The sequence below is a fragment of the Bradyrhizobium xenonodulans genome (genome assembly GCF_027594865.1).
Taxonomy (GTDB): Bacteria; Pseudomonadota; Alphaproteobacteria; order Rhizobiales; family Xanthobacteraceae; genus Bradyrhizobium; species Bradyrhizobium xenonodulans.
In genome coordinates, this window is the sequence record NZ_CP089391.1 from 7,317,733 (window position 1) to 7,343,463 (window position 25,731).

The window sequence follows — 25,731 nt, forward strand, 5'->3', positions numbered from 1 at the left end:
AAGTGAAGATCAAAAAGAACTCATCCAGCGTTGGTGGAATATTCTCAAGGAGAGCGCCATCCTCGCCCGTGTTCAGAACGAGGCAGTTGCCTGCGAAGCAGTCGTCAACCGACATGTACCTTGCTTCGAGCGGCGGATTGAAGGGGACGCGACGAGCTTCACCATTTGCAGGGTCTATGACCATGAGCCGAGACTCAGACCAGCTTCTTTGAAACCAAGCTGTCATCCAGTACTGCGTGAACCGATGCCAGATCGACGACTTCTTGGGTTGAGGTCATGTTGATTGGCATCATGGCCTGAAATCGTCGGCCCGGAATGAGCTCTTGAACGCGTCCTGCAGCGTGTCTGGTGTGAGCGGCGAAAGCCAGGGCAGTCGCCCCAACCAACGCATCCGACCCATCTCGCGAATTGCACTCTGAGTTTCTGCATTTCTTTCGCCAATGAATGCTATCCCAAGAATATGGATCTGGCGTTTTCGCAGAGCCTCGATCGAGAGCAGCGAGTGATTGATCGTCCCTAGTCGCGTGCTGGCGCAAAGCAGGACAGGGAGCCGCCAATGCTCGAAGATGTCAATATAAAGTGTACTGCCGTTCAGTGGCACCATTAGCCCGCCGGCACCCTCGATCACAAGCGGTCGCTCGCCAGTCTGCGGCACATGGAGCGAATCTGTGTCGATGCGAACTCCGTCGATTTCGGCGGAATAGTGCGGAGAAGCCGGCGTCCGAAGGCGGTAAACCTCCGGCACGATGCGATCGGCTGAGATACTGCCCAGCCGGGTTACGACCTCCGTATCGGTCTCTCCCTCGAGGCCGGCCTGGATCGGCTTCCAGTAATTCGCGCCGAGGAGATTGGCGAGGCCCGCGGAAAAGACCGTCTTTCCGATGCCGGTATCTGTGCCTGTCACGACGATCTGCTGGCTCATCGGACTTCACCTCTCGTCTCCTCGAACAGCGCATCGAGCATTGCACGCACGTCATCCTCCCCGACGTTGAGTGTCAGTGAAATTCGCAAACGGGCCGTGCCCGCGGGAACGGTTGGCGGCCGGATTCCGCGGATATCGAAACCGCGCGCCTGCAGTCTCGATGCGAGCCGCATCGCCCGCGCGTTGTCGCCAACGATATAGGGCACGATCTGCGAGGCCGAAGGAATTTGCCCGCCGCGCACGCCGATCTCCCGATGCGTGAACGCGACAAGCTTGGCCAGACGCTGCTGCCGCTCGGGTTCCTGCTGCAGGATGAACAGGGCCTCCCGCACGGCAACGGCCATCAATGGTGAGGGCGCTGTGGCGAAGATAAACGGGCGGCAGCGATTGACCATGAAGTCGCGCATGGCCATTGAGGCAGTGACGAGCGCGCCTGCAGCGCCCAGCGCCTTGCCGCAGGTATGAACGACCAACAGATTTCCTCGCCCCTCATAGGAGGCGGCGAGTCCTCGTCCCAGCTCCCCGTAGACGCCTGTGGCATGGGCCTCATCGACCATCAGGAACCCGTCGTGCCGGTCCGCGATCGCGACGAGGTCTTCGAGCGGCGCAAAGTCGCCATCCATGCTGTAGAGACTTTCAACCACGATCCAGACACGGCCCATTCCGCCCTGGGTACGCCAGTCGCGGATTGTGCTTTCGACCGACTGAGGGTCGTTATGGGCACTTATGCGAAAGTCGGCCCGGCCAGCTCGCGCACCTTCATGGATGCTTGCGTGTACGAGAGCATCGAGAACGAGCAGATCGCCGCGCTGCGGCAACGTTGTCAAAACCGCAAAATTTGCGACATAACCGCCGCCAAAGAAGAGCGCCGTCTCCGCCCGAAAGAACCGAGCCGCTTCTGCTTCCAGACGTTCATGCTCCTCGCAATTGCCGCGCAGAAGCCGCGACCCACCCGCTCCGATCGGAGTGCCGGCCTCGATCGCCGCAAGAACTGCCTTTTTCATGCGCGGTGCGCTCGCAAGCGCAAGATAGTCGTTCGATACAAAATCGATGCCTTCGCGGGGCCTAAGGCGGCGCAGCCGGTCATCCTCTTTCAGGGCATGCAACGCCGCGACATAGTGGGCGACTTTGGCCGTATGGATTGAGCTCATTCACCCCTCCCAGGGTCGCCATAAATCATGCAAATTTCATCGGCCGCCAGGACAATGGCTCCGGCATCGGCCCGTCTCCTTTCAACCCGGTAAGATGCGGTTCTCCCGGTCAACCAGCACAACGCGTGGCCTGAACGTCTTTGCTTCCACCTCATCAAGGGAGGTATAGGCAACGATGATGACCTTATCTCCAGGCAACGCAAGTCGCGCGGCCGCACCATTGAGGCCTATCATGCCGGACCCCTTGGGTGCCTCGATCACATAGGTGGCAAAGCGTGCGCCGGTGTCGATGTTAAAGATCTCGACGCGCTCGTTGATCAGGAGTCCCGCAGCGTCCAACAGCGCGCGATCGATCGAAATCGATCCTTCATAGTGCAGATCGGCTTCAGTGACCGAGGCGCGATGGATTTTTCCTTTCATCAACGTAATCTGCATGCGTCTCACCTACATTTTAATTTTGCTCAGCCGCGCTCGCCGAACCGTTTCACTCAAGACAGCCCGGATGCAATGCCGAGCCGGCGCAGCAAATTGGCGTCGCGGTCGACTTTCGGATTCTTCGTGGTCAACAGCACGTCGCCGAGGAAGATTGAATTCGCGCCAGCCAAAAAGCACAGCGCCTGCAGTTCGTCCGTCATATACTGCCGTCCGGCCGACAGACGTATCACGCTCTTCGGCATCATGATGCGGGCCGTTGCGACCAGACGCACCAGCGCGATCGGATCGGGACGCTCTGCCATTTCATCGACCGGCACGCCCTTGACCTGGTTCCACAGGTTGATTGGCACGCTTTCCGGATGACGGGAGAGATTGGCGAGCAGGACGAGCATGGAAAGGCGGTCCTCGACGCCCTCGCCCATGCCGATAATGCCGCCGCAGCAGACCTTGATGCCAGCCTCGCGCACATGTGCAAGCGTGTCGATGCGGTCCTGCAAGGTGCGCGTGGTGATGATCTTGCCGTAGAAGTCCGGCGAGGTATCGACGTTGTGGTTGTAGAAGTCGAGCCCGGCCTCTGAGAGGCGCGTAGCCTGCTTCGGCGTCAGCATACCGAGCGTGACGCAGGTCTCCATGCCGAGCCCCTTGACCGCACTCACCATGTCGCAGACCTGATCAAGATCGCGGTCTTTTGGACTGCGCCAGGCCGCGGCCATGCAGAAGCGGGTCGCTCCGGCGTCCTTGGCACGCTGCGCGGTCGCGATCACATCCGCGCGGCTCATCAGGCGGGTGGCTTTCAGACCGGTGTCGTAGTGCGCGCTCTGCGAGCAGTAGCCGCAGTCCTCCGGACAGCCGCCGGTCTTGATGCTGAGCAGGCTTGCGGTTTCGACGTGGTTTGGATCGAAATTGGCGCGATGAACGCTCTGCGCCTCAAACATCAACTCGGCAAACGGCAGGCCATAGAGTGCTTCAGCCTCGGCCGGCTTCCAGTCTCGACGGACCTGTGCGCTATTGCCTCCGTCGCTTCGCTTCACGTCCACAGCAGCAACCATAAGAGCCGCGCCCCCATTTGCGATCAGTCATAGATAATGTGAGCGATTATCTATGATAACGAGCCTCGACGAATGCTAGAGGATGTTCTAAGTGAACGCATTCGTTTTTCTGGTAGATAATCTATGGTGATGGACGAGAACACGACGGTTGCCGGCCGCATCGCTGACTCGATCGGCGAACGCATTATCTCCGGCGTGCTGCAGCCAGACGCTCCACTCCGGCAGGATCATGTCGCGCGGCAGTTCAATTCCAGTCACGTTCCGGTCCGCGAGGCCTTTCGGCAACTGGAAGCCCAACACCTTGTCGTAGCTCGGCCCCGTCGCGGCGTACGGGTTGCTCCTCTCGACACCAAGGCGGTGAAGGAGATCGCCGAGATGCGCGCCGCGCTCGAAGTGGTCGCATTGCGCAATGCGGCTCCAAAGCTGACATCGGCTCATTTGGCACGGATCGAGCTCGCCCTTATTGAAGGAGACAATGCCGAGACAATTGAGGAGTTTGAAATGGCCAACCGCGCCTTTCACCACGCGCTGGTTTCGCCCTGCGCAATGCCGCGCCTGCTCGCTAGTCTCGATGGACTGCAGCTTGCAAATTCGCGGTTGGTGTTCGCAATGGCGCGAAGTGCCGGCTGGCGACCGCGGTCCAACCAGGATCACCGGCTGATTCTGCAGGCCCTGCGGGCCCGCAACGTCGATCAAGCCTGCAACCTGCTCGTGCGTCACATTCAAACCATTGAGCGCCTTGCCCTTCCCGCCTCTTGACTGGAAGAGGCTTCCGGTCCGTCGACGAAGTTGTCTACGTTGACGCCGATCGCCATCATCACCGTGAAGACGCGATCGCGTCCGGCGTAAGCATCGCGCACGCGCCATCGTCGACCCCAAGGGAGGGAGAGACCCACAGGCGCCCCTCACCTCAGTTTGCCATTTTCGGAAGATGAATTTTCCGGCCAAGTGCCTGCTCGACGAGATCAAAGGTGTCGACGAGCACACGCATGCTGATGAGGCCGCCGGCCTTGAACTGAGCGAACTGCGCCGCGCGCAGCGAGATGGACTTGTCGGATTTGCGCGCCGCCAGGGAACAGCGCAGCATGGAGGCTGCGGAATCGACGCCGAGCATAGTCCTCTCGCGGTCGAAACGGCGAATCTGGACATTGTCAGAGATCTCCCGGATGACGTCGAGCACGGCGTGCTTGCCATGCCGAGCGCCGAGAAATGGAAACATGTCGATCGGACCATAGAGCGCCCAGTCGACCTCCTCGTCGAGGAGGGCCTCGATGTCCTCAAAATGCCGGTCATTGATCGCGCGATGCAACGTTCGCGAGAAGCGCCAGAAGCTATGCTCCGCCATTTTTGGTATTCCTGAAACCAGCTTGCAATAACGGAGCTGCTTCTTGGTATCTGTGTCGACGCATCAAGCTCGGCGGACCTCATTGCGGTGGGCTGGGGCCACCTCCGTAGCCGCGCCACGGGGATGAACCAAACGTCCATGTTCCCTCGCGCACAGTGTTGGACACCTCTGCGGCCATCAGCTCCCCCACCCGCAAGGCTGCAAGTGACATCGAATACCAGTAGGATGCTGCGACAAACGACGTCATGAGTTCGAGCGGCGAAGCGTGGCGCTTCGAGGCATCCGCTTCGGCACATGACGTTTTCAGCCAGGGCATCAGCAGGCTCCTGGCTTCGTAGCGAAGGTAGCAATCGTAACCACAGTACGGCCTCTGCGTCGACACGTCCCGCAGGTATCCGGTGCGGAGAACGTCCGCGCATGCGGTGCAGACCGCCCTCTTGAGCGGGGCCCTGTGATTGACCAATACAAACTTCATGATGGAGATCCACGCCTTCCCTGCGGTCGGTGCGCAGTTTGCGAGATTGTCGCGCGCTGTTCGACGTCAACGATTTCGGCGCAGCAGTAAACTTGCGGCACTCCGGACCGCAGTAGGAGGCGTACTCCGAGTCGGGCGCCGTCTCAGCCGCCGATGACCGCTCAGGCGGCTGGTAATCGCCGTAACCAATTGCTGTCCGCTTCGCAACGCGACTTGAAGTGTTCAACGCACCTCTTTGAGCAGAGGGCGGTTCGCGAAGAGTAGTAACGAATAAGGCCAAACTTTCCGGCGCAAATGGCGCACCGTTTGACGGTGTTGCGCTGAAGTTTTTGATGGTCTTTGGACATGTCCGTCTCCAATTCCTGCATCTCCCATTGCGCGTTGGAGGGCTCAGGCTTGCGACGAGCGGCGGGGCGCGACGTAGCTCAATCCGCGTCGCGCTGCGGTATCCATTTCCGCCTGCACTCGTTGCTTTGACCTTGACCTGCCCACCGTTCGATCGGGCACCGTCGATAAGCGCGAAGTTTATCTCTTTGTTCTAGAAGAAATTCGCCAATCTCCTTCCTGCCAGCGCATACGTCATGCGACGTTTCTCTATTTAGCGCAGAAATTCATCGCAGAAATCGACTATTGGTCCGGCATAGCGGCCTTACCGCAGAGGGACGATCGGCTGACATCCGACCAGCTCAGCCCGATCGTAAATCGGTCGCCCAAAGGTGCTTCTGCACCCCCTAGAGAGGCTGCGCGTGACGGGCCTATTGAGGACGACGTCTTGAGCGTGTCGCCTAGGTCGTGGCCGGCCCGATCGCGACGCCGTCTCGACAAAGCTGGAGCGCTCACATGCCGCGACCATCAACCGCCTCAAAACGCCGATGTGAGTTGCACCACATGCCTCCCGGGAGAGCCGATTGTGCTGTTGACTACCGCTACGGGCATGGACGAACGACGAATTCACGGGGCACCTTCGTCTACGGAGATCCCGACAAAAAAACCTGCAACACCGATGACGTGTGGCTGGGTTTGAGGGCGGTTTCACCCTGACACCGAGGCAACGATGACCGCCCGAGTGCCGGCGCCTCACGTCGCGGGATCTGGCTTGCGCTGGGCCTGCCGCAAATGGCGCCCCGCTTGACCGCGGGCAGAAGCTCTAGCAGCAAGGCCGTTGCGGCGATTGCGCCCCGCTGCGGTAATGTTGCAGCGCGCTCAAGGCCAAGATAGTTATGCGCCTACTTCCCTATCACCCCAGGTCCATCATGATTCGTCACATCGTTTTATTTACCGCCAAGGATAAGGCCCAGATCGACGAAATGATCGAAGGCCTGTCAGTTCTCACCACAATCCCACATGCACGCCTGCTCGAGGTTGGTCGCAATCGCAAGACCGACCAGTTCGGCAACGATATCGACGTAGTGGTCTACGGTGAGTTCGACAATGAGAGGGAACTCGCAGCCTACAGGGCTCACGACCTATACCAGGAATCGATTAGCCGGGTGCGACCGCTCCGCGAGCTGCGGTTTGCGGCCGATTACACCGTATCGACGGATGCGCGCTTGGCCTCAACGGCTGCAACAGGTCAAGTTGCTCGGCGCCTCGAGCCGACTGGCGGGGGCTAACCTGACAGTCGGCCTCAAGGGTCCCCGGGTCCCAGACCAGCGCTCTCGGTCGACTCGGGATCACAATCTGAACACATCTCACAGCAGGCAAGTCATCGGTGACTGACAGCCCAGTGCACGTCCGCGAGCTGCCGTGGATCGAGCCCGTCATGGCGATGCGATGTCTGGCGCATCGCCCGCAGCTTACGTTTCTCGATAGCGCGGCCAAGCATGAATTGCTCGGCCGCTATTCATATCTGAGCTGCGATCCGTTCAGTACCTTTATGGTCGCGGACGGACAGGCAAGTTGGAACGGAGAGCCTCTTGAAGGCGACCCGTGGGAAGCTCTTCGCGCCCTTCTCGCCAACTATTCGCAAGAGCATCGCTCCGATCTCCCCCCGTTCCAGGGAGGCGCAGCCGGCTTCCTTGCTTACGATCTAAACAGGACGTTAGAGCACTTGCCGACGCCCGCAATTCCCGGTCAGGGATTGCCCCAATCGCTCCTGCATTTCTATGACGTAGTCGTGAGCTATGATCACCGGCACAACAAATGCTGGATTATTTCCACAGGATGGCCGGAGCAGGATCCTGTACGTCGCGTAGAGCGTGCACGCCGTCGAGCCGACGAATTTGCAGCACTGCTTGCCAACCCAGAGACGCCGCGGGATACATCCTCCGGCAACGTGGGCGCCTGGCATTCGAACTTCAGCCGCGAGGACTATGTTGCGGCGGTCAAGCGCGTCGTCGGCTTAATTCTGGCCGGAGACGTCTTCCAAGCCAACATTGCGCAGCGCTTCAGCGCCAGGGTGCCGACTTCCTTCGACCCCCTCACCTTCTACAGCCAGCTACGATCATCGAACCCCGCACCCTTTGGGGCGCTCCTGCGCTATGGCAAGCTGACCGTCGCATCGAGCTCGCCGGAGCGTTTCCTGAAGCTTGGTGGAGGTCGGATCGAAACACGCCCCATCAAGGGCACGATCGCGCGCTCCGCTGATTGGAAGGAAGACCAACGCCGGGCTGAAATCCTCGTTGCGTCTGAAAAGGACCGCGCAGAGAACGTAATGATCGTCGACCTCCTACGCAACGATCTGTCACGTGTCTGCACTGCGCGTTCGATCGAAGTTCCAGCACTGTGCAACCTCGAATCCTATGCCTCGGTGCACCACCTCGTGTCGGTCGTTACGGGTGAACTTGCAGGAGACCAGGACGCCGTTACCTTACTTCGCGCTTGCTTTCCCGGCGGGTCCATTACCGGAGCGCCAAAGGTGCGCTCGATGGAAATCATAGCGGAAATCGAGCGCGTGGCACGCGAGGTCTATTGCGGAGCGATCGGCTTCATCGGCTTTAACGGGCACATGGACACAAACATTGCGATTCGCACCGTAACGATCGCCAGCGATGTGGCTGTCTTTCATGCAGGCAGCGGGATAACGGCGATGTCGGACCCGGAGGCCGAATGCGAGGAGACGCTGGCCAAGGCGAAGCGCATCTTCGATGCGTTTCGTGCTGAACGATCCGGTGCTGTTTGATTGTCATCATCGACAACTACGATTCCTTCGTCTTCAACATTGCCCGCTATTTCCGCAACCTTGGTGAGGCAACGGAGGTAGTCCGGAACGACGAGATCAGCGTCAGGGACCTTGTTGGCTTGAAGCCGCGCGCAGTGGTCATCTCACCGGGTCCCTGCACTCCACTTGAGGCCGGAATATCCACGGCCGTCGTTCGCGAGCTTTCCGGTCGCGTACCACTTCTCGGCATTTGCCTCGGACATCAATGTATCGGAAGCGCTTTCGGCGGAGGCGTGGCGCGTGCACGTCGCCCTATGCATGGTCGGTCCTCGTATGTCACGCATGATGGTCGAGGGCTGTTCAAGGAGCTCCCATCCCCACTTCGCGTTGGGCGCTACCATTCTCTTGTTGTTGAGCTCGATGAGGCTCGCGCCCCGCATCTTGCGGTGACAGCGCGTTCGGACGAAGGCGAGGTCATGGCGCTTGCACATCGCTTCCAACCAACATTTGGCTTGCAGTTTCATCCGGAATCGATACTCACGGAACAAGGGCACGTGCTGCTCATGAACTTCTTGCGCCTGACGGAGGCTTCCTGGGCCAAGATCGAGCCACCTGCCGGACCGGTGTGACTGGCTCGGCAGCGGTTCGATCTCGTCGCAAGCAATGACGCTCGGGCGCGAACGGGTCCACCGCTTCTGGCCTGACGCCAACGCCCGGCGGCCCCATCAGCGATGATGGGTGTGTGAAATAGCAGCCTGGGGCAACCGCTCTATCCAGACGCCCGGCTTCGCTCGCTCGATCGGTCGCGACCATCAACTGCTTACGCAGCTTACGACCTTTTCTGAGCTACGCAATTCCTTCTATTGCTTAGTCTAGCTGTGACCAGGGTGTGACCCCCTGAGCCATGCTCGCCGCAACGCTACGGAGAGCGAATCCAAGGTTGGACCGAGCGTGCGATGGAAGGTAGGAAGGTAGGAAGGTAGCCGCTCCGTGCCCCTGAAATATTACTATCCATGAGCCGTTGCCGCTCACTGAGATGCCGTTCGCGCCTTGCGCGGTAAAATTCAATTCGAGACTCAGAATGTTGGTTCTTTGAATGCCTTCTTCTTGAGGGCGGAAAGATAGTTTCCTCTCGCTTTCGGCCGAGATTCACCCGCCAACCTCACTTCGAGTTTCACGACAAGATCCTCGAAGTTCGTGCGCATCATTCCAGCCAACGGTCGTTGCTGGTAGTAGCTATACATCCGTTGAGTGATAACGGCTGTTACCCATCTTGGCGTACCTGCCGACCATAGAACTCGGTAATCCTCGATATAGCCAGCGGCGCTTCAACTTCGAGCAGAATGAAGCAACATAGCAGTTTCCGTACTGCGGATGTCTTTTCGCTGCGTATCTGCTCATCGATAAAATCGACAAGCTTTTCGCCTCTAAGGCTCTGGTAGCCCAGTGGGAGCGTCTTATTCGTCTACAAGATGTTCCTGGCGAGGCTTCAAGTGCGGTCCTCGTCACTTTGGAAATGATCAACCTTCTCCAATAGCTGAAGAAGCGCTTCCCCTCGTGCGGTCAACTTGTAGCTCAGCAGTTGCTCTGATCGCTTTACTCTTTCCGCAAACTCCGGGACGGCCTTGAGCGCGCGGTTAGTATTGTACTTGCGAACCGGAGTTCCCAGTTCTGCTGCCTTCTCCGAGATTGCAGCGCACGTCGCGGCCGAGCCGATCGCTCTAAGCGCATTTAATGTGCGATGAAGTTCGCTCTTATGACCGCGCGACTGAGGGGGCGCCTCATCCTTATCAGTCATAGTCGCGATAAGCGAATCGATCCTCTCTTTATAGAGCTCAAGCGTGCCGTCGTTGCGAACGACATCGGTTGCTATTTCTGTAGGGACCCTCAGCACGCCAAAGCGCGCCTGTTGTTCGTCCTGCTTCTCAAAATCAACGAACGCTTTCACGTCCTTATCTCTCGCACGGCGGACGTGGCGCTCAAATCGAGTCCGAACGTCGGCATCAACAAATACAATGCGCGCGCGGGGAAAGCGCTCAACTAGCAGCGAGACTTCTTCGACTGTTCGCAGGCCGGTTACCACATTTAGAATTGCTGGACTGCGCTCAATGTATTTTGCGATCGTATGCGCGACACAATCCAAGCCGTGCGCACACAAGAACCTGTATGCGTCGTCAGCTGTTTCGACCTGTTCGTCCGCCTCACTCGCAAGGCTCCGCAACACAGAGCTCGCCTCAAAGACCATGACATCGTCTCTTGCGATAAGGTAATCACTCAGCGTGGTCTTTCCAGCGCACTTATTACCGATGACGACCAATACCTGGGAGGGCTTATCTTCTAACATCAGTAGCTCTTTGAACAACAATTGCTGCTCGGCAACGGGCGGCGATGCGGGCCGCCGAACGACGTAAAAGTTGGGCGCAATGTTCAGCGCCGAGTTAAGCTCCTCAAGACGAGAGACGAGAGCAGACAAGGATTTTGCTCTGAAATCGAAGGACAAAGATTCTTCAAATTCCATCTCTCCTAACCGCTTTGTGGCGCCTTGAGGAATGAACCATCCATTAAACGTATCGGGCGTCAACCAGGGATACTGAGCCGAGGGTGAAAATTCGGGCGGAGAGGTGGCGATTGCCCCTTCCGTTTCTCCATGAAAGAAAATCTTGCGAGAAAGAGCTGGCAAGTAGAGAGCGATATCGGATTTGACTACGACCCTTCTGTTATTGCCCTTTCCCCTAAGTTCACGATCCAGCGCTTCAAATGAAGCTGAGGAAAACCACTCTTTCACTGCCAACCCCGGATAATCAGCCGCGCCCTCGCTTAGAGCTTCAATCCTTAGAGAGGTGTCTTCAACGAAGAATATGGAGCGTACGCCGAACTCCGCATTTACTTGCTCTATGGCGCGGTCTAGCAGCTGTCTTGTTTCAAGCGAGTAGTCCTCATCATATGGCTCTCTACGACCGGTATAATGCCGGAGTGCATATCCATGCCGCATGAACATCAGCTTCGCCTGAAGCAGCTTGTCGGCGTTCGACGTGTAGAAATAGACGGTAAGCACGCGATCAAATCGCAAGGCGTTTCCGTATTGCGGCCTCATGACCATGTCCCTGCCCGTACCTCGTAACCAGTATTCCAGCCGGAAGCCACGCCTAGTATCGGAATGCCACAATCTGATCCAACTGATCGAACCTGATCCAGGCGCTCGCGGTCCGACGAGGGCAGGATGATGTACAGCAAAGGTCCAACGCTGCTCATCCCAGCCGCAAGGCCGCGATCAAAAAGTGCCATCAAGCAAGACCGAGTTCGCGCGCTACACCTCTGCAATTCCCGCATCTTGAAACCCACGTGATGGAGACTTCGCAATGCCGAGCCGAGCGCGTCGTAATCGATAAGCGTGAACGATGGGAGCACGCCGTGATAAAGTATAGCGCTGGGCAATTAAGAGCAATTAGGCGGTGTGGCTTAGCCCCATTCCCGGCGCGCCATCTCGAAGATGGAGCGTAACAGCCCCAACTCCCTGATCACGGTACCAGGCTGCAGTGTTTCAAACGCGTGTCGCGGTACCTGCTGAAGAGCGCTGCATCGATTTTTGCGAGCGGTAAGGCGCTCCATCGTTGACGAAGGAACACTTCGATCCGTTTGCGCTCAGGAATAAGCCCACGCTTCTTATGGGTGACGTTGTCGCGATTGCGCGTGAGAAGCTGTGCAACGGTGATTGTATTGAGAGATCGTACGTCGTTGGGGATCAACGTCCGGTCTAGCTCGGCTTCGATCTGCCGCGCCCAACATTGTGCATCGGATTTGGATTGGAAGGACTTGGCTTGTGGTGAGTGTCCGTGGCGTCTGACTTGGACCTGCCACTTGCCGTTTCTGAACCGTAGGCTCGCCATTCAAAAAGCTCCTCGTGTGTGACCAGCTTGTGACCGGCCGGTCTGAAGAGCGTTTGAGGAGCTACCACCAACGCTCTAAGACGTTGGTACATCGAGAGAAACGCTGGCGCACCCGACACGATTCGAACGTGTGACCTTTGCCTTCGGAGGACATGTCACACTGCTTTGCGTAGACTTGTGCCATTCCTCCCTCAAAAAAGGGCCACTCCGAAGGAGTGGCCCAAGTGAGGGAGGAAAACGCCCCCTAAGGAGCCTCTGGGGATCAGGCCGCGGCCTGTTCGATCGGTGAGAAGGGTAGGCCAAGACTCTCGGCCACGGCCTTATAAGTTAGCCGGCCCCGATAGACATTGAGGCCTGCGCGCAGATGCGGATTCTCGAGCACGGCTGCAAATCCCTTGTTGGCGAGAGCCAAACCAAAGGGCAGCGTGGCATTGTTTAATGCCTGGCTTGAGGTGAGCGGGACAGCTCCGGGCATATTGGCGACGCAGTAATGAATGACGCCGTCCACCTCGAAGGTTGGATCCGCATGCGTCGTCGGGCGCGAGGTCTCGAAGCATCCGCCCTGATCGATAGCGACGTCCACGATGACGGAGCCCTTGCGCATCGAGCTCAACATGCCGCGACTGACCAGCTTCGGCGCGCTGGCGCCGGGAACCAGCACCGCCCCAATGACAACGTCCGCTGCAAAGACTTCCTCCTCGACGGCTTCTATGGTCGAGAACCTGGTGCGAACGCGCCCCTCGAATAGTTCGTCCAGTTCGCGAAGCCGGGGAATCGAACGATCGAGGATCGTGACCTCGGCACCCAGTCCCGCCGCCATCCGTGCGGCATGTGCACCAACAACCCCGCCTCCGATCACAACGATACGGGCCGGCTGCACACCGGGCACGCCGCCGATCAACAGCCCCCGCCCGCCTGCGTACCGCCTCAGCGCCGCACCCGCGGCCTCGATCGCAAGCCTGCCCGCAACTTCGCTCATCGGCGCAAGCAGCGGAAGCCCGCCAGCCGGACCAGTCACGGTCTCGTAGGCAATGGCGGTACATCCGGACTTTATGAGGCCCTTAGCCTGCTCCGGGTCCGGCGCCAGATGCAGATATGTGAAGAGGATCTGGTTCTCTCGCAGCTGGGTCCATTCCGAAGGCTGGGGCTCCTTGACCTTGATGATCATCTCGCTCGATGCGAATACATCGTGAGCGGACCCGAGAATCGTCGCGCCAGCCTTGCGGTACTGGTCGTCTGTTGCGCCGATGCCAGCGCCAGCCGTGGTCTCGATCAGCACGCTGTGGCCTGCGGCCACATATTCGCGGACAGCCCCAGGAGTCAGGCCCACGCGGTATTCGTGCGTCTTGATCTCCTTGGGAACACCGACCTTCATTTGGAATCTCCTCTTGGACGGCCTCCCTTCTAGTGGGAATCGCGGTCCAAACTTGCGAAAGTGGAGCCAAGTCACGCTGAAATTCCGCGATTCTTTGTGCAATCACGCAGGATTTCAAAGAAGCGAACGAGACCGACATGGCAATCGTCGATGAGCCGGCGTAAGTGGCGAATGACCAGACCGAATTCTCGTGTCGAGCGGAAACTGTTTGCCACTGCGATCGCGCGGCTATGGGACGCCGCATCAAAACAATCACAAGATATCAAGCACGACTTGACCTTGTACGACTTGATCTCATCATTGGAGGCAAGCGCTCAGATTTCACCGCAATCGCGCATTATCCGGGTTGCATCCAGGCGTTGTCCGTGCGGCATGAAGCGATAAGGCGTAAGAGCCCTATGTCTGAGTTTACCGATTGAGGCGAAAGTCAAACGTGTGATTTTTCGAGTGCCTGCAGCGAGAAGGACAATGCGTTACGTTTTCCAAGCTTTCATCGATCAACTCATCGAAAGTACTGACGTCGACGACCTTAGGCTGGGGATGGCCGAAACTGCTGCCGCGCTCGATCTGTGTTGTTTCGCCTACCTCGCTTTACCTTCCAGACCAGACGCGCAGCCGCTTCTGATTTCGACCTATCCATCAAGTTGGACTTCGCATTACGTCCAGCAGCAGTATCATCGGTTCGACCCCGTGATTATCCAATCCCTTCGCCGGGACAAGGCCTTTGAGTGGGGCCTTGGTCTTGGACCAGAAGTACATTCGGAGCATGCCCGCCAGGTTTTCGAGGAGGCCGCCCGATTTGGCATTCGCTGCGGCTTCACCGTTCCGATTCACGAGAGCGGCGTCGCTGTTGCCACGGTCACATTTGCCGCCAGCGAACGAGCTGCGTCCTTCGGACGTTCCCTACGGCGGCATGCTCGTATACTTCCTTTTATGGCAACGGTTTTCCATGCACATGCACAACGTAAGCTGCGTGCTTGCGATCAGATTGATGGTGTCTCGCTTTCTCGGCGGGAGATCCAATGCCTGAATTGGGCCGCTCAGGGCAAGTCTTCCTGGGAAATTGGCCGCATCATGGGCATCTCTCACTATACGGTCGCATTTCACCTGGACAACGCCAGGACCAAGCTGGGCGTTCGATCGACGATCCAGGCCGTCGCGCGTTTTGTTGCCGCTGGCCGAAAGACCTAGATGCGGGCGGCCGGCGCGCCGCGGCCATCTACACCGTCATCGCTTCCGCCAAGCTCAACGACATCGATCCCCAGGCCTGGCTCGCACGCATGCTGGCCCGTCTGCCGGGTCATCCCCCCAAGCGCATCCAGCACTTCGACCTTGGAATTCGCGCCCTCAGAGCGTCGCCCATGCGGCTTGAGTCCATCAGCTCTTGAGCTCATCAGCTTGCCGACCAAGATGAGCTAACGAGGGTAAACGATGTTCCGGCATCACCCCCGAGCTGCAAACCGCGACTAATTCCCGGCGATTTGATCTTGGGCGGCAGCCAGACGTTCGGCTTCTTTTAATGCTGCAGCTTTTGTCCTGAATGGTCCGATGTCGTTCTCTTCAGTGTCAGGCAACCAGGCAGGAAGGAACCACCAGCCTCATGGTCGTCCGTAGCTGGCCGTGCTTCGGACTGATCCGATGCCCTCAGCGATGAACCAGCCAGGATCGACCCCATCCTGTCGCCATGAGATTTCTGACATGGTGTGTGTCATCCTCGATAGAGTGTCCCCTCAAAACTCTAGGTCTCGTTCCCGGTTCTAGCCACTCCATATAGGCCGGCAGGAAAAACTCGTCGATAGTGCTCTGAGGATGTTCGGCGGCGACACCACGGGCGAAGACCGAATAAATATGCTCGCGCGGCACCATCCTGCTATTCCGGGGTCGCCGGATGCGTGCGTCGGATTTCGGTATCGCACCCTCCTTAACTGAGGAGGCTGCACATCCCCAGCAATTCCCCTTCAATACCCGCCCTGCGGCTTGGAGGCACAATCAATGATGCAGATCATCACACAGGAGTTCTATGGAGCCTTTGCTGAAGACCTTTGTGAGATGCACCGACTTAGATACAGGGTTTTCAAGGAACGACTCGCATGGGACGTTCAGACCAGCGGGGACATGGAAATCGATGAATTTGATGCACTCGGTCCCGTCTACCTGATTCAGCGATCGAGCAACTATAGTGTTCAGGGCTGCGTACGACTGCTTCCATCTACCGGACCGACGATGTTGCGCGATACCTTCCCTGTGCTGCTCGATGGACAACCCTTTAAAGCGGCTCCTTCGGTCTGGGAAAGCAGCCGTTTTGCGCTGGATGTTGACGCTGGAGCGCGCGGAACGATGCGCGGGCTGACCAGCGCGACCTACGAGCTCTTCGCTGGCATGATCGAATTCGGCCTTTCGAGGCGGCTAACAGAAATTATTACGGTGACCGACGCCCGGATGGAGCGCATCTTGCGACGCGCTGGGTGGCCCTTGCGACGGGCGGGCCAGGCAAGGATATTGGGAAACACCCAAGCAGTCGCTGGTTATCTCGAGATTTCCGCGGCGGCACTGTCCCGGGTCCGCGACACCGGAACACTTCGCTCACCTGTGCTCTGGGAACCGGCGCTGAAAGCTGCGTAGAGATCTCGCATGTTCAACCCCTCAACCTCCCCAAAATTGGCGGCCTCGATCTCAAGAGACATGTCTCGCCCTGTTCAATCAACCAATATCAGTCTTCATCATTTGCGATCGGCGGTCGCTGCGGCGGACTGCGGAAGCTTTCGACAGGCGGCCGAATCGCTGGCTGTGCAGCATTCGGTGCTCAGTCGCTCGATCAGTCAGTTTGAGCACCTGGTCGGAGTGGCTCTCTTTGACCGTTCGACCGGCGGAGTCGCGCCAACGCCCGCCGGACGAACGATCCTGCAAATGTCGCGAATGATCCTTGAGCAGGTCGACACACTGGTCGCAACGGGCCGCTCCAGCGGCCGCGGCGAGGCAGGCCACCTTTCCGTGGGTTTCTGCACCTCAATATCTGCAGGCAATCTACGTGCCACCCTCGCGGAGTTCAGGAAGCGAACTCCCATGGTCGCACTCACCACAGCCGAACAGTCGCGCACACGTCTGATGGATTCTGTTCGCAGTGGCACGACCGATGTCGCCGTCGTGCCTGGAGGACGTACGCTATCTGGTCAGAAGAGTCTGCCGGTTTGGAGCGAACGCATTCTCATTGTGCTTCCAAAGGATCATCCTCTGCTCAGCCGCAACGCTATCCACTGGACCGACCTTCACAACGAGACAGTTCTGCTAAGCCAACGTGATCCTGGAAGCGATTTAAAGGAGCTGCTGGTTTCAAAGCTGGTTGCCAATGAGAGGCGGCCAAAGATCGAGCGGCATGATGTCAGCCGAGGCATCATCAAGAGCCTCGTCAGTTTGGGGCTTGGAATAAGTCTGGTCCTTGAAGCTGACGTGGGAGCCAACTTCACCGGCGTGGTCTATCGGGAAATCCAGGACGGTTCTGGACCAAGCCGTATGGGCTTTAACGCGTACTGGCGTAAGGACAATGAGAACCCGGCGCTGACGCGCTTCCTTGATCTCTTGGCCGAACGCTATCCTTCACCGCCTTCAACAGCAGAGGGATGACTTGAACGCCTAAGCTTTCTGAAACCGCGATCGGTGGCCATAAACCGTGCCAGCATCGGCGCAATCAGCTTGGCGGGATCTACAGATTGGCTCGATTCACGCGAAAGGGTCTCGGCATAGGCGACAAGATCGCGATGCACGGACGCCGGCAGATCAAGACTGATCTTGACGGGTTTTTCATCTGGTATCGCTCCGATTTTGAGTTTTGACATGTGTAATCACCCTTTATATGGCTCCAGAACGAGGTCACGATTGATGTTGACGCGGATCGGAAACCCTGGCCGGACAGTGAGTGTGGGCTGGATGTTGAGACTGCGCCGAACCACTTGCTGTCCAGTTTGGTTGAGCGAATCCGATGCGCCATGTCGCAACGCCTGAATGATCGCACTATCGTTGCTGTTTGTGTCGGAGCCAGCTCCCAGTTCTGTGCCGACGGCCAGCAAGGTTGAGAGTGCGGCTGCCTTGAAGAGTTCGCCCCAGTGGTTGTCGACATCGTCTTCAAGCCCTGCATACCCCGATGGATCCGCACCGGGTTGCCGCTCGAGGACAATGGAGCGCCCGTTGGGCATGATCAGCCGCGTCCAGACAAGCAACACGCGTGACTGGCCGAAGCTGATCTGGCTGTCATAGACCCCTATGAGACGCGCACCCTGCGGAATTAGCAGGAAGCGCCCCGTCGGCGAGTCATACACGTGCTCGGTGACTTGAGCCGTGATCTGTCCCGGCAGGTCGGAGCGGATGCCCGTGATCAGAGCTCCGGGAATGACCGTTCCTGCCTGCACCACATAAGGTGAAGCAGCTTTCGTGATCCGATCCGGACTCGTGGTGCGCCTGTCCACGGCAGCATTCACGAACGCAAGCTTCCGGTCCTGCGCATTCTGCGCAGTTCCCTCATCGTTGTTGACCCCCGGCGCAGCCATGTTCGCGCGATCAACTGCTTGCCCGGCGCCTATCCGATTTGAGGCCTCTCGCGTATTCGTGGAGGCAAACAGACGGCTGATACGCGCCGCCTCAGCCTCCTGGCTCTCGCGTTGCCGCTCCTGATCGGCCGAACCTGTCGCGGGACCGGCCGGCTGCCCCTGAGCAGCGAGGATCGGGCGACCAAGATCGCCTGGAAGCGGCGGCCCCAACTGCGGCACCTGGCGTGGCACCATCGTGTAATCCTGCGGAAGCGCAGTGATACTCTCCGCAACATTGTGGTGATCCGTGCTGTAGAGCTCTTCTGGCCGTGGACCGCGTGCCTGATTTTTCTGCAGCGCCCAGAAGGTCGCACCAGCAACAAGGAATACTGCCAGCGAGCTTCCGGTCAACAGGACCTTGCGCGAAAGGCGAGTCACGCGCGGGTATTCTGGGCGGAGCCGAAACGGCTCTGTCTGCTCCTGAGGCGGTCGCTGCGTGCCGGCCGGTTGTTCTTCATCCTGACGATCGGTCATGTCGAGCTCCCGTCGGTCCGGACAATTCTGACCTTCTGCTGGTGCTCTCCGCCCAGGCGGAGTTCGGCGGCTGCGAACAGCCGATCGACAATCAGCAGATTGCCATAGGCCCGATAGTTGACGATCTCGGTCTTGCCGTCAGCACCGAGGGCAAACAGGGGCGGCATTTCCCCCTGTACGATGCCTTGCGGGAATTCGATGTAGACCTTGCGACCATCATCATAGACCGCAATGGGACGCCAGGGAGCGTTGTCACCTTCGATTCGGTAACGGAACCTGCGCTGCGTGATGTCCGGCAAAGCAGGTGTCAAAGGTGCCGATTGTCTTTTCCCCTGCCGATCTTGCGGGTAGTACCACGCAACCAACGGCATGTAGGGCTTTTCGCGCGCGCGAAGCTCAATCAGATAGGTGCGCCGATCCGTGTTGATGACGAGGTTCGTCTCGATCGACGCGCGCGTCGGCTTCACCAGGACATGGACGCGGCGGGTGTCGCCGCTTCCGTTCTCGGTATCCCCTACGACCCAACGCACCGTGTCGCCAGCCGCGATCGGGCCGGACCCGACCAGCTGTTCGCCCTCCTCCAGCGCGATGTCCGTGATTTGACCCGGCGCTGCATAGACCTGGTACAGGGCACCGGGACTGAAGCTGTAGATCTGCGCGGCGTTGAAATACCCGCGTTTGCGTGGCTGGACGCGAGCTGCGCTATTGGCCGCTTCGACCCTGTCGACCGGCTCGGCCTCCTCCTTTGCCCCCGATTTGCCGCCGAGCGCCGCCTTCCAGGCGGGCGGGACGTGGAGTGGACGGCTCCGATCATCGACATCGGCGGGTAGCGGCGGCAGTGGGGGCACGTCGGAGTCGTAGATGATTTGGGGCGGAATATAGGTCGAGCAGGCGCCAAGCATGCACGCGAGGACCGCGAGCACTGAAACGGCCGCCCTGCCCGATAACCCTGGAGAGATGCCGGTCACGCGTTGAGAGGATTGCGGCTTCATTGCCCGAGCTCCTTCGACCAGCTGATTGCATTGACGTAGACGCCGAGAGGATTCTTGCGCAACCGATCGGCATCGCGAGGGGCCTGGATGACGATCGTCAGAATGGCGGTCCAGCGCTCCGTTGAACCAAGCGATCCGTTCTCGTAGCCGCGCTCAACCCAGGCGACGCGGAAGCTTTCGGTTGAGGCGCGGATCACGCTCGAGACCTCGACTGAGACTTGCGTCTTTCCGAGCCTTGCGAAGGGATCATTGCTCCTGGCGTATTCGTTCAGAGCGGCGGCCCCGCGGTCAGTGGTGAAATCGTACGCCCTGAGCCAGTTCTGGCGCAGGACAATGCCATCTGCCGGCAGACCGCGGACGTCCTCGATAAAGCGAGCCAAGTGATAGGCAATCTGAGCATCGCTGGGTTCGAAATCGGAGGTCGCGGGAGCTATTCTTTGGGCCTGGCCGAGACGATCGACTTCGACGACCCACGGCGTGATTGTTCCTTGCGTTGATTGCCAGACCAGCCCTCCTGCGAGGCCGCACGAGAGCGTCAGGCAGCTGAATGCCATCAGCCGCCAATTTCTGGCCTGCACACGTGCTGAGCCGATGCGCTCGTCCCACGCTTGCGCCGCCTTCTGATAGGGCGTCACGGGCGCGGGCGTTCGCCCGTAGTGAACCGAAGACCTCTTGAACATCAGTCATTTCCCCAAGAAACCAAAATTGAGACTTGCATTTTGCTCGATGGCCAGGCGGCGAGTGCGGAGGGTTGCAATCACGTTGCTTGCTCGACGCGGACGAGGTGTCTGAACACGCAAAGGCAGCGCGAGACACGGCAGGCCCTGCATTGCCGTCTGCGAACGCTTGAGCTCAAACCCCGGAGGTCAGGCAGCAAATGCACGAGAGGCAGCGTAACGAAGGCGTCCGGCCGATCTTGCATGGCCGACATCTCGAACACTTGTTGGCTCTCGTGCAGTGGCGCTCTCAGCGACGCGGACGGGTCATGCGTGGCCTGCCAGAGAAGCGCGGGCGTAAGGCTCAACGAGAGGGCTTGAGAAACCAGCACCAGAGCTTGCCAAGCCGGACCATGCCAGGTGCGCCGACCAGGGCGCGCGCTTGAACTTGGCTGGTCAGTCCTGTGGGCGTATTCGCGCGGCTTCTCAGCGAACGGGCACTTTGACATCTAGCGCCCTCCGTCAGACAGATCGATCGAACTGCCACTTCCACCATGATCTCCCGACCGGACGGCATGAGTTGCCGCCGAAACTCCATGGCTGATTGTCTGCGCGCGCTTCATGCGCTGCGCCCAATCCGGCGGACCTTCGCCCGAGCTGGCAGAGGTCGTGCTGGTGGACCGGCTGCCGCTGTGGATCGCCGCGGAGGCTCTGCGGAGCGGACTGACAGAAGCTGAAGCAGCTGCCTCGGCAACACCACCTATGCCGCCGCTCCGGTACGCGGCCGCCGCGCCGCTTGCGATCGCGCTGCCGCCCCGCGCCGCACCTGCGATCGCTCCGCCGGCGAGGCCGACACCGCCGGCAGCCAGACCGGCTCCTGCTGCCGCCATCCCGCCGGCCGCAAGTCCCGTACCGACCGCGCTGCCCGCTCCGAGTTGCGGACCACCGGATACCAGACCGTTCGCGATTCCGGGTCCAAAGATTCCAAGACCCAGAAGCGACAATGCGGCCAAGACCAGAGTCATGGCATCTTCGATCGTCGGCTGACCGCCATTGAAGCCGGCGGTGAACTGGGAAAACAAGGTCGAGCCGATACCGACGATCACGGCCAGCACCAGCACCTTGATGCCGGACGACACGACATTGCCAAGGACGCGTTCGGCCGCAAACGCCGTCTTGCCGAACAGCCCGAACGGAAGCAGCACGAACCCTGCCAGCGTCGTCAGCTTGAACTCTATCAGTGTGACGAAGAGCTGGATCGCCAGAATGAAAAAGGCGAGCAGGACGACGGCCCAGGCGAACAGCAGGACCACGATCTGGACAAAGTTCTCAAAAAAGCTGATGTAGCCCATCAGGTTTGAGATCGAATCCAGGATCGGCCGGCCGGCATCGAGCCCGACTTGTGCAATTTTTCCAGGGTGAACGAAATCGCCTGCCGAAAGGCTCGTACCTGAGGCCTTCAATCCGAGACCGGCGAAGCTTTCGAAGACGATACGGGCGAGATTATTCCAATTGCCGATCAGGTAGGCGAAGACACCGACGAACAGGGTTTTCTTGACGAGCCGCGCGACGATGTCCTCATCCGTGCCCCAGCTCCAGAACAGGGCGGCCAGGGTGATATCGATCGCAGCCAGCGTTGTCGCAAGATAGCCCACCTCGCTGCCAAGAAGCCCAAAGCCATTGTCGATGTAGCGGGTGAAGGTCTCGAGGAACTGATCGATAATTCCCGTGCCGCTCATTGGTCACCTCCCTCGGGTGACGCGACGGAGGGATAGCCTTGAGGTATTCGGCTCTGATCTTTCGGCGCTGACATGAATGGTGAACTGCCTGGATCATTGACAGCGGGACTGGTCGAGCTCACCCCTTGGCCGAAGAACCGGCGCCGGTTCTCGGCCCAGATCCTTTGGCAATCCTGATACGCCGGAGAATGCTCTGACGTCACAGTACGGCAGCGGGTGAGATCGGATTCCATTGGGCTGCTGGCTGTTGCGCTCGATGGCTTCGGACCCGTGACTCTGTCCGGACCGCGTAGCTGGATCGTGCATGCGACGATGAGCGCCGTTCCGCCAATCGCCGTGATGGCGAGCGACAATGCTTGGAAAGCCTTTTGATTGCTCATCAATGAAACATCTGCACGTTGGAGGATTGATAGCCCTGACCACCCGTCAGAAAGCGGCGAAGCTGCTCGCGACCTTGGTCCTGAGCAGCGGCGCGTCGCGCAGATTCGAGCGATTGAGCCCTGCCTTGCGCCGCCACGGAAGCGGTCAAGTCGGCGAGCTGCTGCGCCTGGAGTGCGAGGATCTGGTTCCCGGCTTGCGTGGCCTGCAGGGCCCCGCTTGCACCCTGGCTTGAGCTCACCAGTGCTGAGGTCTGAATGCGGTTTGTGTCGAGATTTCCGACAACGCCGGCTTGCACACGAAGCGCGTCCTGAAATCCCGCGACTGAGTCCTGCCAGCGCGATTGCGCACCTGCGATCAACGCTGAATCGGATTGGCTGGCGGTTGCCGGTCCGTAGCTGGTGGCGAAGGCCCGATCGATCTGCTGCACGTCATAGCCGATGCGCTGGGCCTGGCTGAGAAGCTGCTGGGTGCGTTGAATCGAGCTCTGAAGCTGCTGCAGCGAGGAATATGGCAAGCTTGCCAGGTTCTTCGCCTGGTTGATCAACATTTGCGCCTCGTTCTGCAACGAGGTGATCTGATTGTTGATCTGCTGCAGCTCTCGTGCCGCCGTCAGGACATTCTGGACGTAGTTGTTGGGATCAAAGACGATCCATTGCGCCCGGCTGGGCGCGGTTGCCAGAAGCGAGACAGCAACGATGCTGATCGCCAGACCGAGACGACGACGGCTCATTGCGACTTCTCCAGATTGCCAAGATTGGGAATGAGGTCCACGGCCCAACCGGCTCCGCGGTGCTGGAGCCAAGCAGGCACAAAGGCCTCGCGGCCGTGCTCTGTGACCAATCGGTCGATTGCGGCCTGGTCTGTCTTGGATGATGCAGCCGCAAAGGCGAGCGCGACTTCACCGAGCCCGAGCTCGAACATGCGGTTGCCGCGGCGGGATTGGCAGTAGTAGTCCCTTTTCGGCGTCGCGCGGCTCAAGAGCTCGATCTGGCGATCGTTGAGCCCAAAACGGCGATAGATCGCGGTGATCTGAGGCTCGATCGCCCGCTCGTTCGGAAGAAGCAATCGCGTCGGGCAACTCTCGATGATGGCAGGAGCGATGTCAGATCCATCGATGTCCGACAAAGACTGTGTGGCGAAAACCACAGACGCATTCTTCTTGCGCAGCGTCTTCAACCATTCGCGGAGCTGGCCGGCAAAATCCGCGTCATCAAGCGCAAGCCAGCCTTCGTCGACGATCATGAGCGTCGGCCTGCCATCGAGGCGGTCGCCAATGCGGTGGAACAGATAGGCCAGCACCGCGGGCGCCGCATCCGTTCCAATCAGTCCTTCGGTCTCGAACGCCTGGACCGCCCCCTCGCCAATTCGTTCGAATTCTGCATCGAGCAGCCGCCCATAGGGCCCACCGAGGCAATAGGGTTGCAACGCGCGTTTCAGGGTCGTCGACTGGAGCAGAACGGACAGCCCTGTCAGGGTCCGCTCCGGGAGGCGCGCTGAGGCAAGGGAGGTCAGCGCGGACCATAAATGATCCTTCACCTCCGGCGTGATCTCGATCTTCTCGCGGGCAAGGATCGAGGCAACCCAGTCGGTAGCCCAGGCCCGTTCCGCCGTGTCGTCGATCCAGGCCAATGGCTGCAACGCGACCGGTTCGGACGCGTCTTGCGAAAGCGCGCCGCCAAGATCGTGCCAATCGCCGCCCATCGCGAGGGCTGCCGCCCGGATTGAGCCTCCAAAATCAAAGGCGAAAACCTGAGACCGGGGATAGCGGCGGAACTGGAGCGCCATCAGCGCCAGCAACACCGACTTGCCCGCACCGGTCGGGCCAACCACAAGCGTGTGTCCGACGTCGCCGACGTGAAGCGCGAAACGGAAGGGGGTTGACCCTTCCGTCTTGCCAAAGAACAGGGGCGGAGCGTTGAAATGATGATCACGCGCCTCTCCGGACCATACCGCCGACAGCGGAATCATGTGAGCAAGGTTGAGGGTCGAGAGGGGCGGCTGCCGGATGTTGGCGTACACATGTCCAGGCAGGCTGCCGAGCCAAGCTTCGACGGCATTCACCGTCTCGATCATGCAGGTGAAGTCGCGCCCCTGAATGACCTTCTCGACGTGTCGCAATCTCTCGTCGGCCGAGCGCGCATCCCGGCCCCAAACGGTTACGCTCGCCGTCACGAAGGCCTCTCCGATCTGGTCCGAACCAAGCTCCTGAAGCGCCGCGTCCGCATCCATCGCCTTGTTGTGAGCGTCGGTATCGAGAAGCGTGGAGGCCTCGTTGGTCATCACTTCCTTCAGGATCGCGGCGATTGACTTCCGCTTGGCGAACCACTGCCGCCGGATTCTCGTCAGGAGCTTTGTCGCATCCGTTTTGTCGAGCATGATCGCCCGGGTCGACCAGCGGTACGGGAAAGCGAGACGATTGAGGTCATCGAGAATTCCGGGCGTGGTCGCTGTCGGAAATCCGACGACGGTCAGAACGCGCAGGTACGCTGTGCCCAACATCGGCTCGAGACCGCCGGTCAACGGCTGGTCAGCGAGCAGCGCGTCGAGATACATGGGGATCTCGGGCACACGAACCCGATGCCGTTTGGTCGAGATCGTCGAATGCAGGTAAGTCAGCGTCTCCTCGTCGTCGAGCCAGGCGCATTCAGGCATAAAGCCCTCGACAAGCTGCAGCACGCGGTCGGTTCGGTCGACAAAGCCGCTGAGCACCTCGCGCGCGTCGGCACTTGGCGTGCGACTGCTGCCTTCATAAAGAAGCCGCTCCGCCCTGGCCGCATCCTCGGCCGGCGGCAGGTAAGCGAAAGTCAGATAATAGCTCGAGTCGTAATGGGCGCCCTCTTCCTCGAACTGCGCCCGGCGCTCGGCATCAACCAGCGCGGATGCGACGTCCGGAAAAGCGTTGGGCGGATACGCTCCTGCGGAATGGCGCTGCGCCTCCACGAAGACGGCCCAGCCGGATCCCAGGCGGCGCAGAGCGTTGTTGAGACGACCGGCCACGGCCACGAGCTCGGCCGGAACGGCACTGTCGAGGTCTGGTCCGCGGAATCTGGCCGTTCGCTGGAATGAGCCGTCCTTGTTCAGGACGATGCCCGCGTCGACCAGGGCCACCCAAGGCAGGAAATCGGCAAGCCGCGTGCTCGATCGGCGGTATTCCGCGAGATTCATCATGG

The 25,731-nt window shown here is 59.5% G+C and carries 24 protein-coding genes and 1 pseudogene; 8 read left to right on the forward strand and 17 right to left on the reverse strand.

Annotation, left to right across the window (positions count from 1 at the left end; translation table 11 throughout):
• Positions 1 to 289 precede the first annotated feature (289 nt).
• The 4 genes from bioD to bioB form a co-directional block, all read right to left on the reverse strand.
• Complete coding sequence (bioD, locus tag I3J27_RS34470; RefSeq protein WP_270163296.1) at positions 290 to 922, reverse strand: dethiobiotin synthase; 633 nt, start codon at positions 920 to 922, stop codon at positions 290 to 292.
• Complete coding sequence (locus I3J27_RS34475) at positions 919 to 2,073, reverse strand: 8-amino-7-oxononanoate synthase (RefSeq protein WP_270163297.1); 1,155 nt, start codon at positions 2,071 to 2,073, stop codon at positions 919 to 921. Before I3J27_RS34475 ends, bioD begins: the two co-directional genes overlap by 4 nt.
• A gap of 81 nt (positions 2,074 to 2,154) precedes the next feature.
• Positions 2,155 to 2,508: an aspartate 1-decarboxylase gene (gene panD, locus I3J27_RS34480; protein ID WP_270163298.1), complete on the reverse strand. Its 354-nt coding sequence runs from the start codon at positions 2,506 to 2,508 to the stop codon at positions 2,155 to 2,157.
• Between the two features lie 53 nt (positions 2,509 to 2,561).
• Positions 2,562 to 3,557, reverse strand: coding sequence for a biotin synthase BioB (gene bioB / locus I3J27_RS34485; protein WP_270163299.1), 996 nt, complete (start codon positions 3,555 to 3,557; stop codon positions 2,562 to 2,564).
• Positions 3,558 to 3,680: 123 nt separating this feature from the next.
• Here bioB and I3J27_RS34490 point away from each other — a divergent pair, with 123 nt between their 5' ends.
• Positions 3,681 to 4,316: a GntR family transcriptional regulator gene (locus I3J27_RS34490; protein WP_270163300.1), complete on the forward strand. Its 636-nt coding sequence runs from the start codon at positions 3,681 to 3,683 to the stop codon at positions 4,314 to 4,316.
• A 151-nt stretch (positions 4,317 to 4,467) separates the two neighbouring features.
• Here I3J27_RS34490 and I3J27_RS34495 read toward each other — a convergent pair whose 3' ends face one another.
• Positions 4,468 to 4,902, reverse strand: a complete 435-nt coding sequence (locus tag I3J27_RS34495; protein WP_270163301.1) for a nuclear transport factor 2 family protein — start codon at positions 4,900 to 4,902, stop codon at positions 4,468 to 4,470.
• A gap of 79 nt (positions 4,903 to 4,981) precedes the next feature.
• On the reverse strand, positions 4,982 to 5,218 hold the full coding sequence (locus tag I3J27_RS34500; protein ID WP_270163302.1) for a hypothetical protein: 237 nt from the start codon (positions 5,216 to 5,218) through the stop codon (positions 4,982 to 4,984).
• A gap of 1,412 nt (positions 5,219 to 6,630) precedes the next feature.
• Between I3J27_RS34500 and I3J27_RS34505 the strand changes: the two genes are divergently transcribed.
• From I3J27_RS34505 to I3J27_RS34515, 3 genes are all read left to right on the forward strand, one after another.
• A complete protein-coding gene (locus I3J27_RS34505; RefSeq protein WP_270163303.1) occupies positions 6,631 to 6,990 on the forward strand; it encodes a Dabb family protein in 360 nt (119 codons plus the stop codon).
• Between the two features lie 98 nt (positions 6,991 to 7,088).
• A complete protein-coding gene (pabB, locus tag I3J27_RS34510) occupies positions 7,089 to 8,498 on the forward strand; it encodes an aminodeoxychorismate synthase component I (RefSeq protein WP_270163304.1) in 1,410 nt (469 codons plus the stop codon).
• Positions 8,495 to 9,106 carry an anthranilate synthase component II gene (locus I3J27_RS34515; RefSeq protein ID WP_270163305.1) on the forward strand — a complete coding sequence of 204 codons (612 nt, stop codon included), beginning with the start codon at positions 8,495 to 8,497 and terminating at the stop codon, positions 9,104 to 9,106. Before pabB ends, I3J27_RS34515 begins: the two co-directional genes overlap by 4 nt.
• Before the next feature lie 860 nt (positions 9,107 to 9,966).
• Here I3J27_RS34515 and I3J27_RS34520 read toward each other — a convergent pair.
• From I3J27_RS34520 to ald, 3 genes are all read right to left on the reverse strand, one after another.
• Complete coding sequence (locus tag I3J27_RS34520; protein ID WP_270163306.1) at positions 9,967 to 11,571, reverse strand: non-canonical purine NTP pyrophosphatase; 1,605 nt, start codon at positions 11,569 to 11,571, stop codon at positions 9,967 to 9,969.
• Between the two features lie 424 nt (positions 11,572 to 11,995).
• Entirely contained in the window at positions 11,996 to 12,364 is a 369-nt protein-coding gene (locus I3J27_RS34525) for a hypothetical protein (protein ID WP_270163307.1), read from the reverse strand.
• Positions 12,365 to 12,626: 262 nt separating this feature from the next.
• Positions 12,627 to 13,739, reverse strand: a complete 1,113-nt coding sequence (gene ald, locus I3J27_RS34530; RefSeq protein ID WP_270163308.1) for an alanine dehydrogenase — start codon at positions 13,737 to 13,739, stop codon at positions 12,627 to 12,629.
• A 468-nt stretch (positions 13,740 to 14,207) separates the two neighbouring features.
• On the opposite strand from ald, the gene I3J27_RS34535 reads away from it, so the two are divergent.
• The 4 genes and pseudogenes from I3J27_RS34535 to I3J27_RS34550 all read left to right on the forward strand — a co-directional run bounded on the left by I3J27_RS34535 (position 14,208) and on the right by I3J27_RS34550 (position 17,360).
• Positions 14,208 to 14,930 (forward strand): LuxR family transcriptional regulator, encoded by a 723-nt coding sequence (locus I3J27_RS34535; RefSeq protein ID WP_270163309.1) that lies wholly within the window; start codon positions 14,208 to 14,210, stop codon positions 14,928 to 14,930.
• A pseudogene (locus tag I3J27_RS34540) lies at positions 14,930 to 15,111 on the forward strand (transposase domain-containing protein); the annotation flags it as partial. The gene I3J27_RS34535 and the pseudogene I3J27_RS34540, both read left to right, overlap by 1 nt.
• Positions 15,112 to 15,731: 620 nt before the next feature.
• The gene (locus I3J27_RS34545; RefSeq protein ID WP_270163310.1) at positions 15,732 to 16,361 is read left to right on the forward strand and encodes an acyl-homoserine-lactone synthase; all 630 of its coding nucleotides are present in this window, start codon (positions 15,732 to 15,734) and stop codon (positions 16,359 to 16,361) included.
• A gap of 9 nt (positions 16,362 to 16,370) precedes the next feature.
• The gene (locus I3J27_RS34550) at positions 16,371 to 17,360 is read left to right on the forward strand and encodes a LysR family transcriptional regulator (protein WP_306417043.1); all 990 of its coding nucleotides are present in this window, start codon (positions 16,371 to 16,373) and stop codon (positions 17,358 to 17,360) included.
• On the opposite strand, the gene I3J27_RS34555 is transcribed toward I3J27_RS34550, so the two are convergent.
• From I3J27_RS34555 to trbE, 8 genes are all read right to left on the reverse strand, one after another.
• Positions 17,327 to 17,572: a DUF2274 domain-containing protein gene (locus I3J27_RS34555; RefSeq protein ID WP_084302325.1), complete on the reverse strand. Its 246-nt coding sequence runs from the start codon at positions 17,570 to 17,572 to the stop codon at positions 17,327 to 17,329. The genes I3J27_RS34550 and I3J27_RS34555 overlap by 34 nt on opposite strands.
• 6 nt (positions 17,573 to 17,578) lie before the next feature.
• Positions 17,579 to 18,793, reverse strand: coding sequence for a TraB/TrbI/VirB10 family type IV secretion system protein (locus I3J27_RS34560; protein WP_270163311.1), 1,215 nt, complete (start codon positions 18,791 to 18,793; stop codon positions 17,579 to 17,581).
• On the reverse strand, positions 18,790 to 19,695 hold the full coding sequence (trbG, locus tag I3J27_RS34565; protein ID WP_270172962.1) for a P-type conjugative transfer protein TrbG: 906 nt from the start codon (positions 19,693 to 19,695) through the stop codon (positions 18,790 to 18,792). The genes I3J27_RS34560 and trbG overlap by 4 nt, the downstream gene beginning before the upstream one ends.
• A gap of 86 nt (positions 19,696 to 19,781) precedes the next feature.
• Positions 19,782 to 20,465: a conjugal transfer protein TrbF gene (trbF, locus tag I3J27_RS34570; protein ID WP_027545494.1), complete on the reverse strand. Its 684-nt coding sequence runs from the start codon at positions 20,463 to 20,465 to the stop codon at positions 19,782 to 19,784.
• Positions 20,466 to 20,950: 485 nt separating this feature from the next.
• Positions 20,951 to 22,180: a P-type conjugative transfer protein TrbL gene (gene trbL / locus I3J27_RS34575; RefSeq protein ID WP_270163312.1), complete on the reverse strand. Its 1,230-nt coding sequence runs from the start codon at positions 22,178 to 22,180 to the stop codon at positions 20,951 to 20,953.
• A complete protein-coding gene (gene trbK-alt, locus I3J27_RS34580) occupies positions 22,177 to 22,560 on the reverse strand; it encodes a putative entry exclusion protein TrbK-alt (RefSeq protein WP_270163313.1) in 384 nt (127 codons plus the stop codon). Before trbK-alt ends, trbL begins: the two co-directional genes overlap by 4 nt.
• Complete coding sequence (trbJ, locus tag I3J27_RS34585) at positions 22,560 to 23,291, reverse strand: P-type conjugative transfer protein TrbJ (RefSeq protein WP_270163314.1); 732 nt, start codon at positions 23,289 to 23,291, stop codon at positions 22,560 to 22,562. The genes trbK-alt and trbJ overlap by 1 nt, the downstream gene beginning before the upstream one ends.
• On the reverse strand, positions 23,288 to 25,729 hold the full coding sequence (gene trbE / locus I3J27_RS34590) for a conjugal transfer protein TrbE (protein WP_270163315.1): 2,442 nt from the start codon (positions 25,727 to 25,729) through the stop codon (positions 23,288 to 23,290). Before trbE ends, trbJ begins: the two co-directional genes overlap by 4 nt.
• Positions 25,730 to 25,731: the final 2 nt, after the last annotated feature.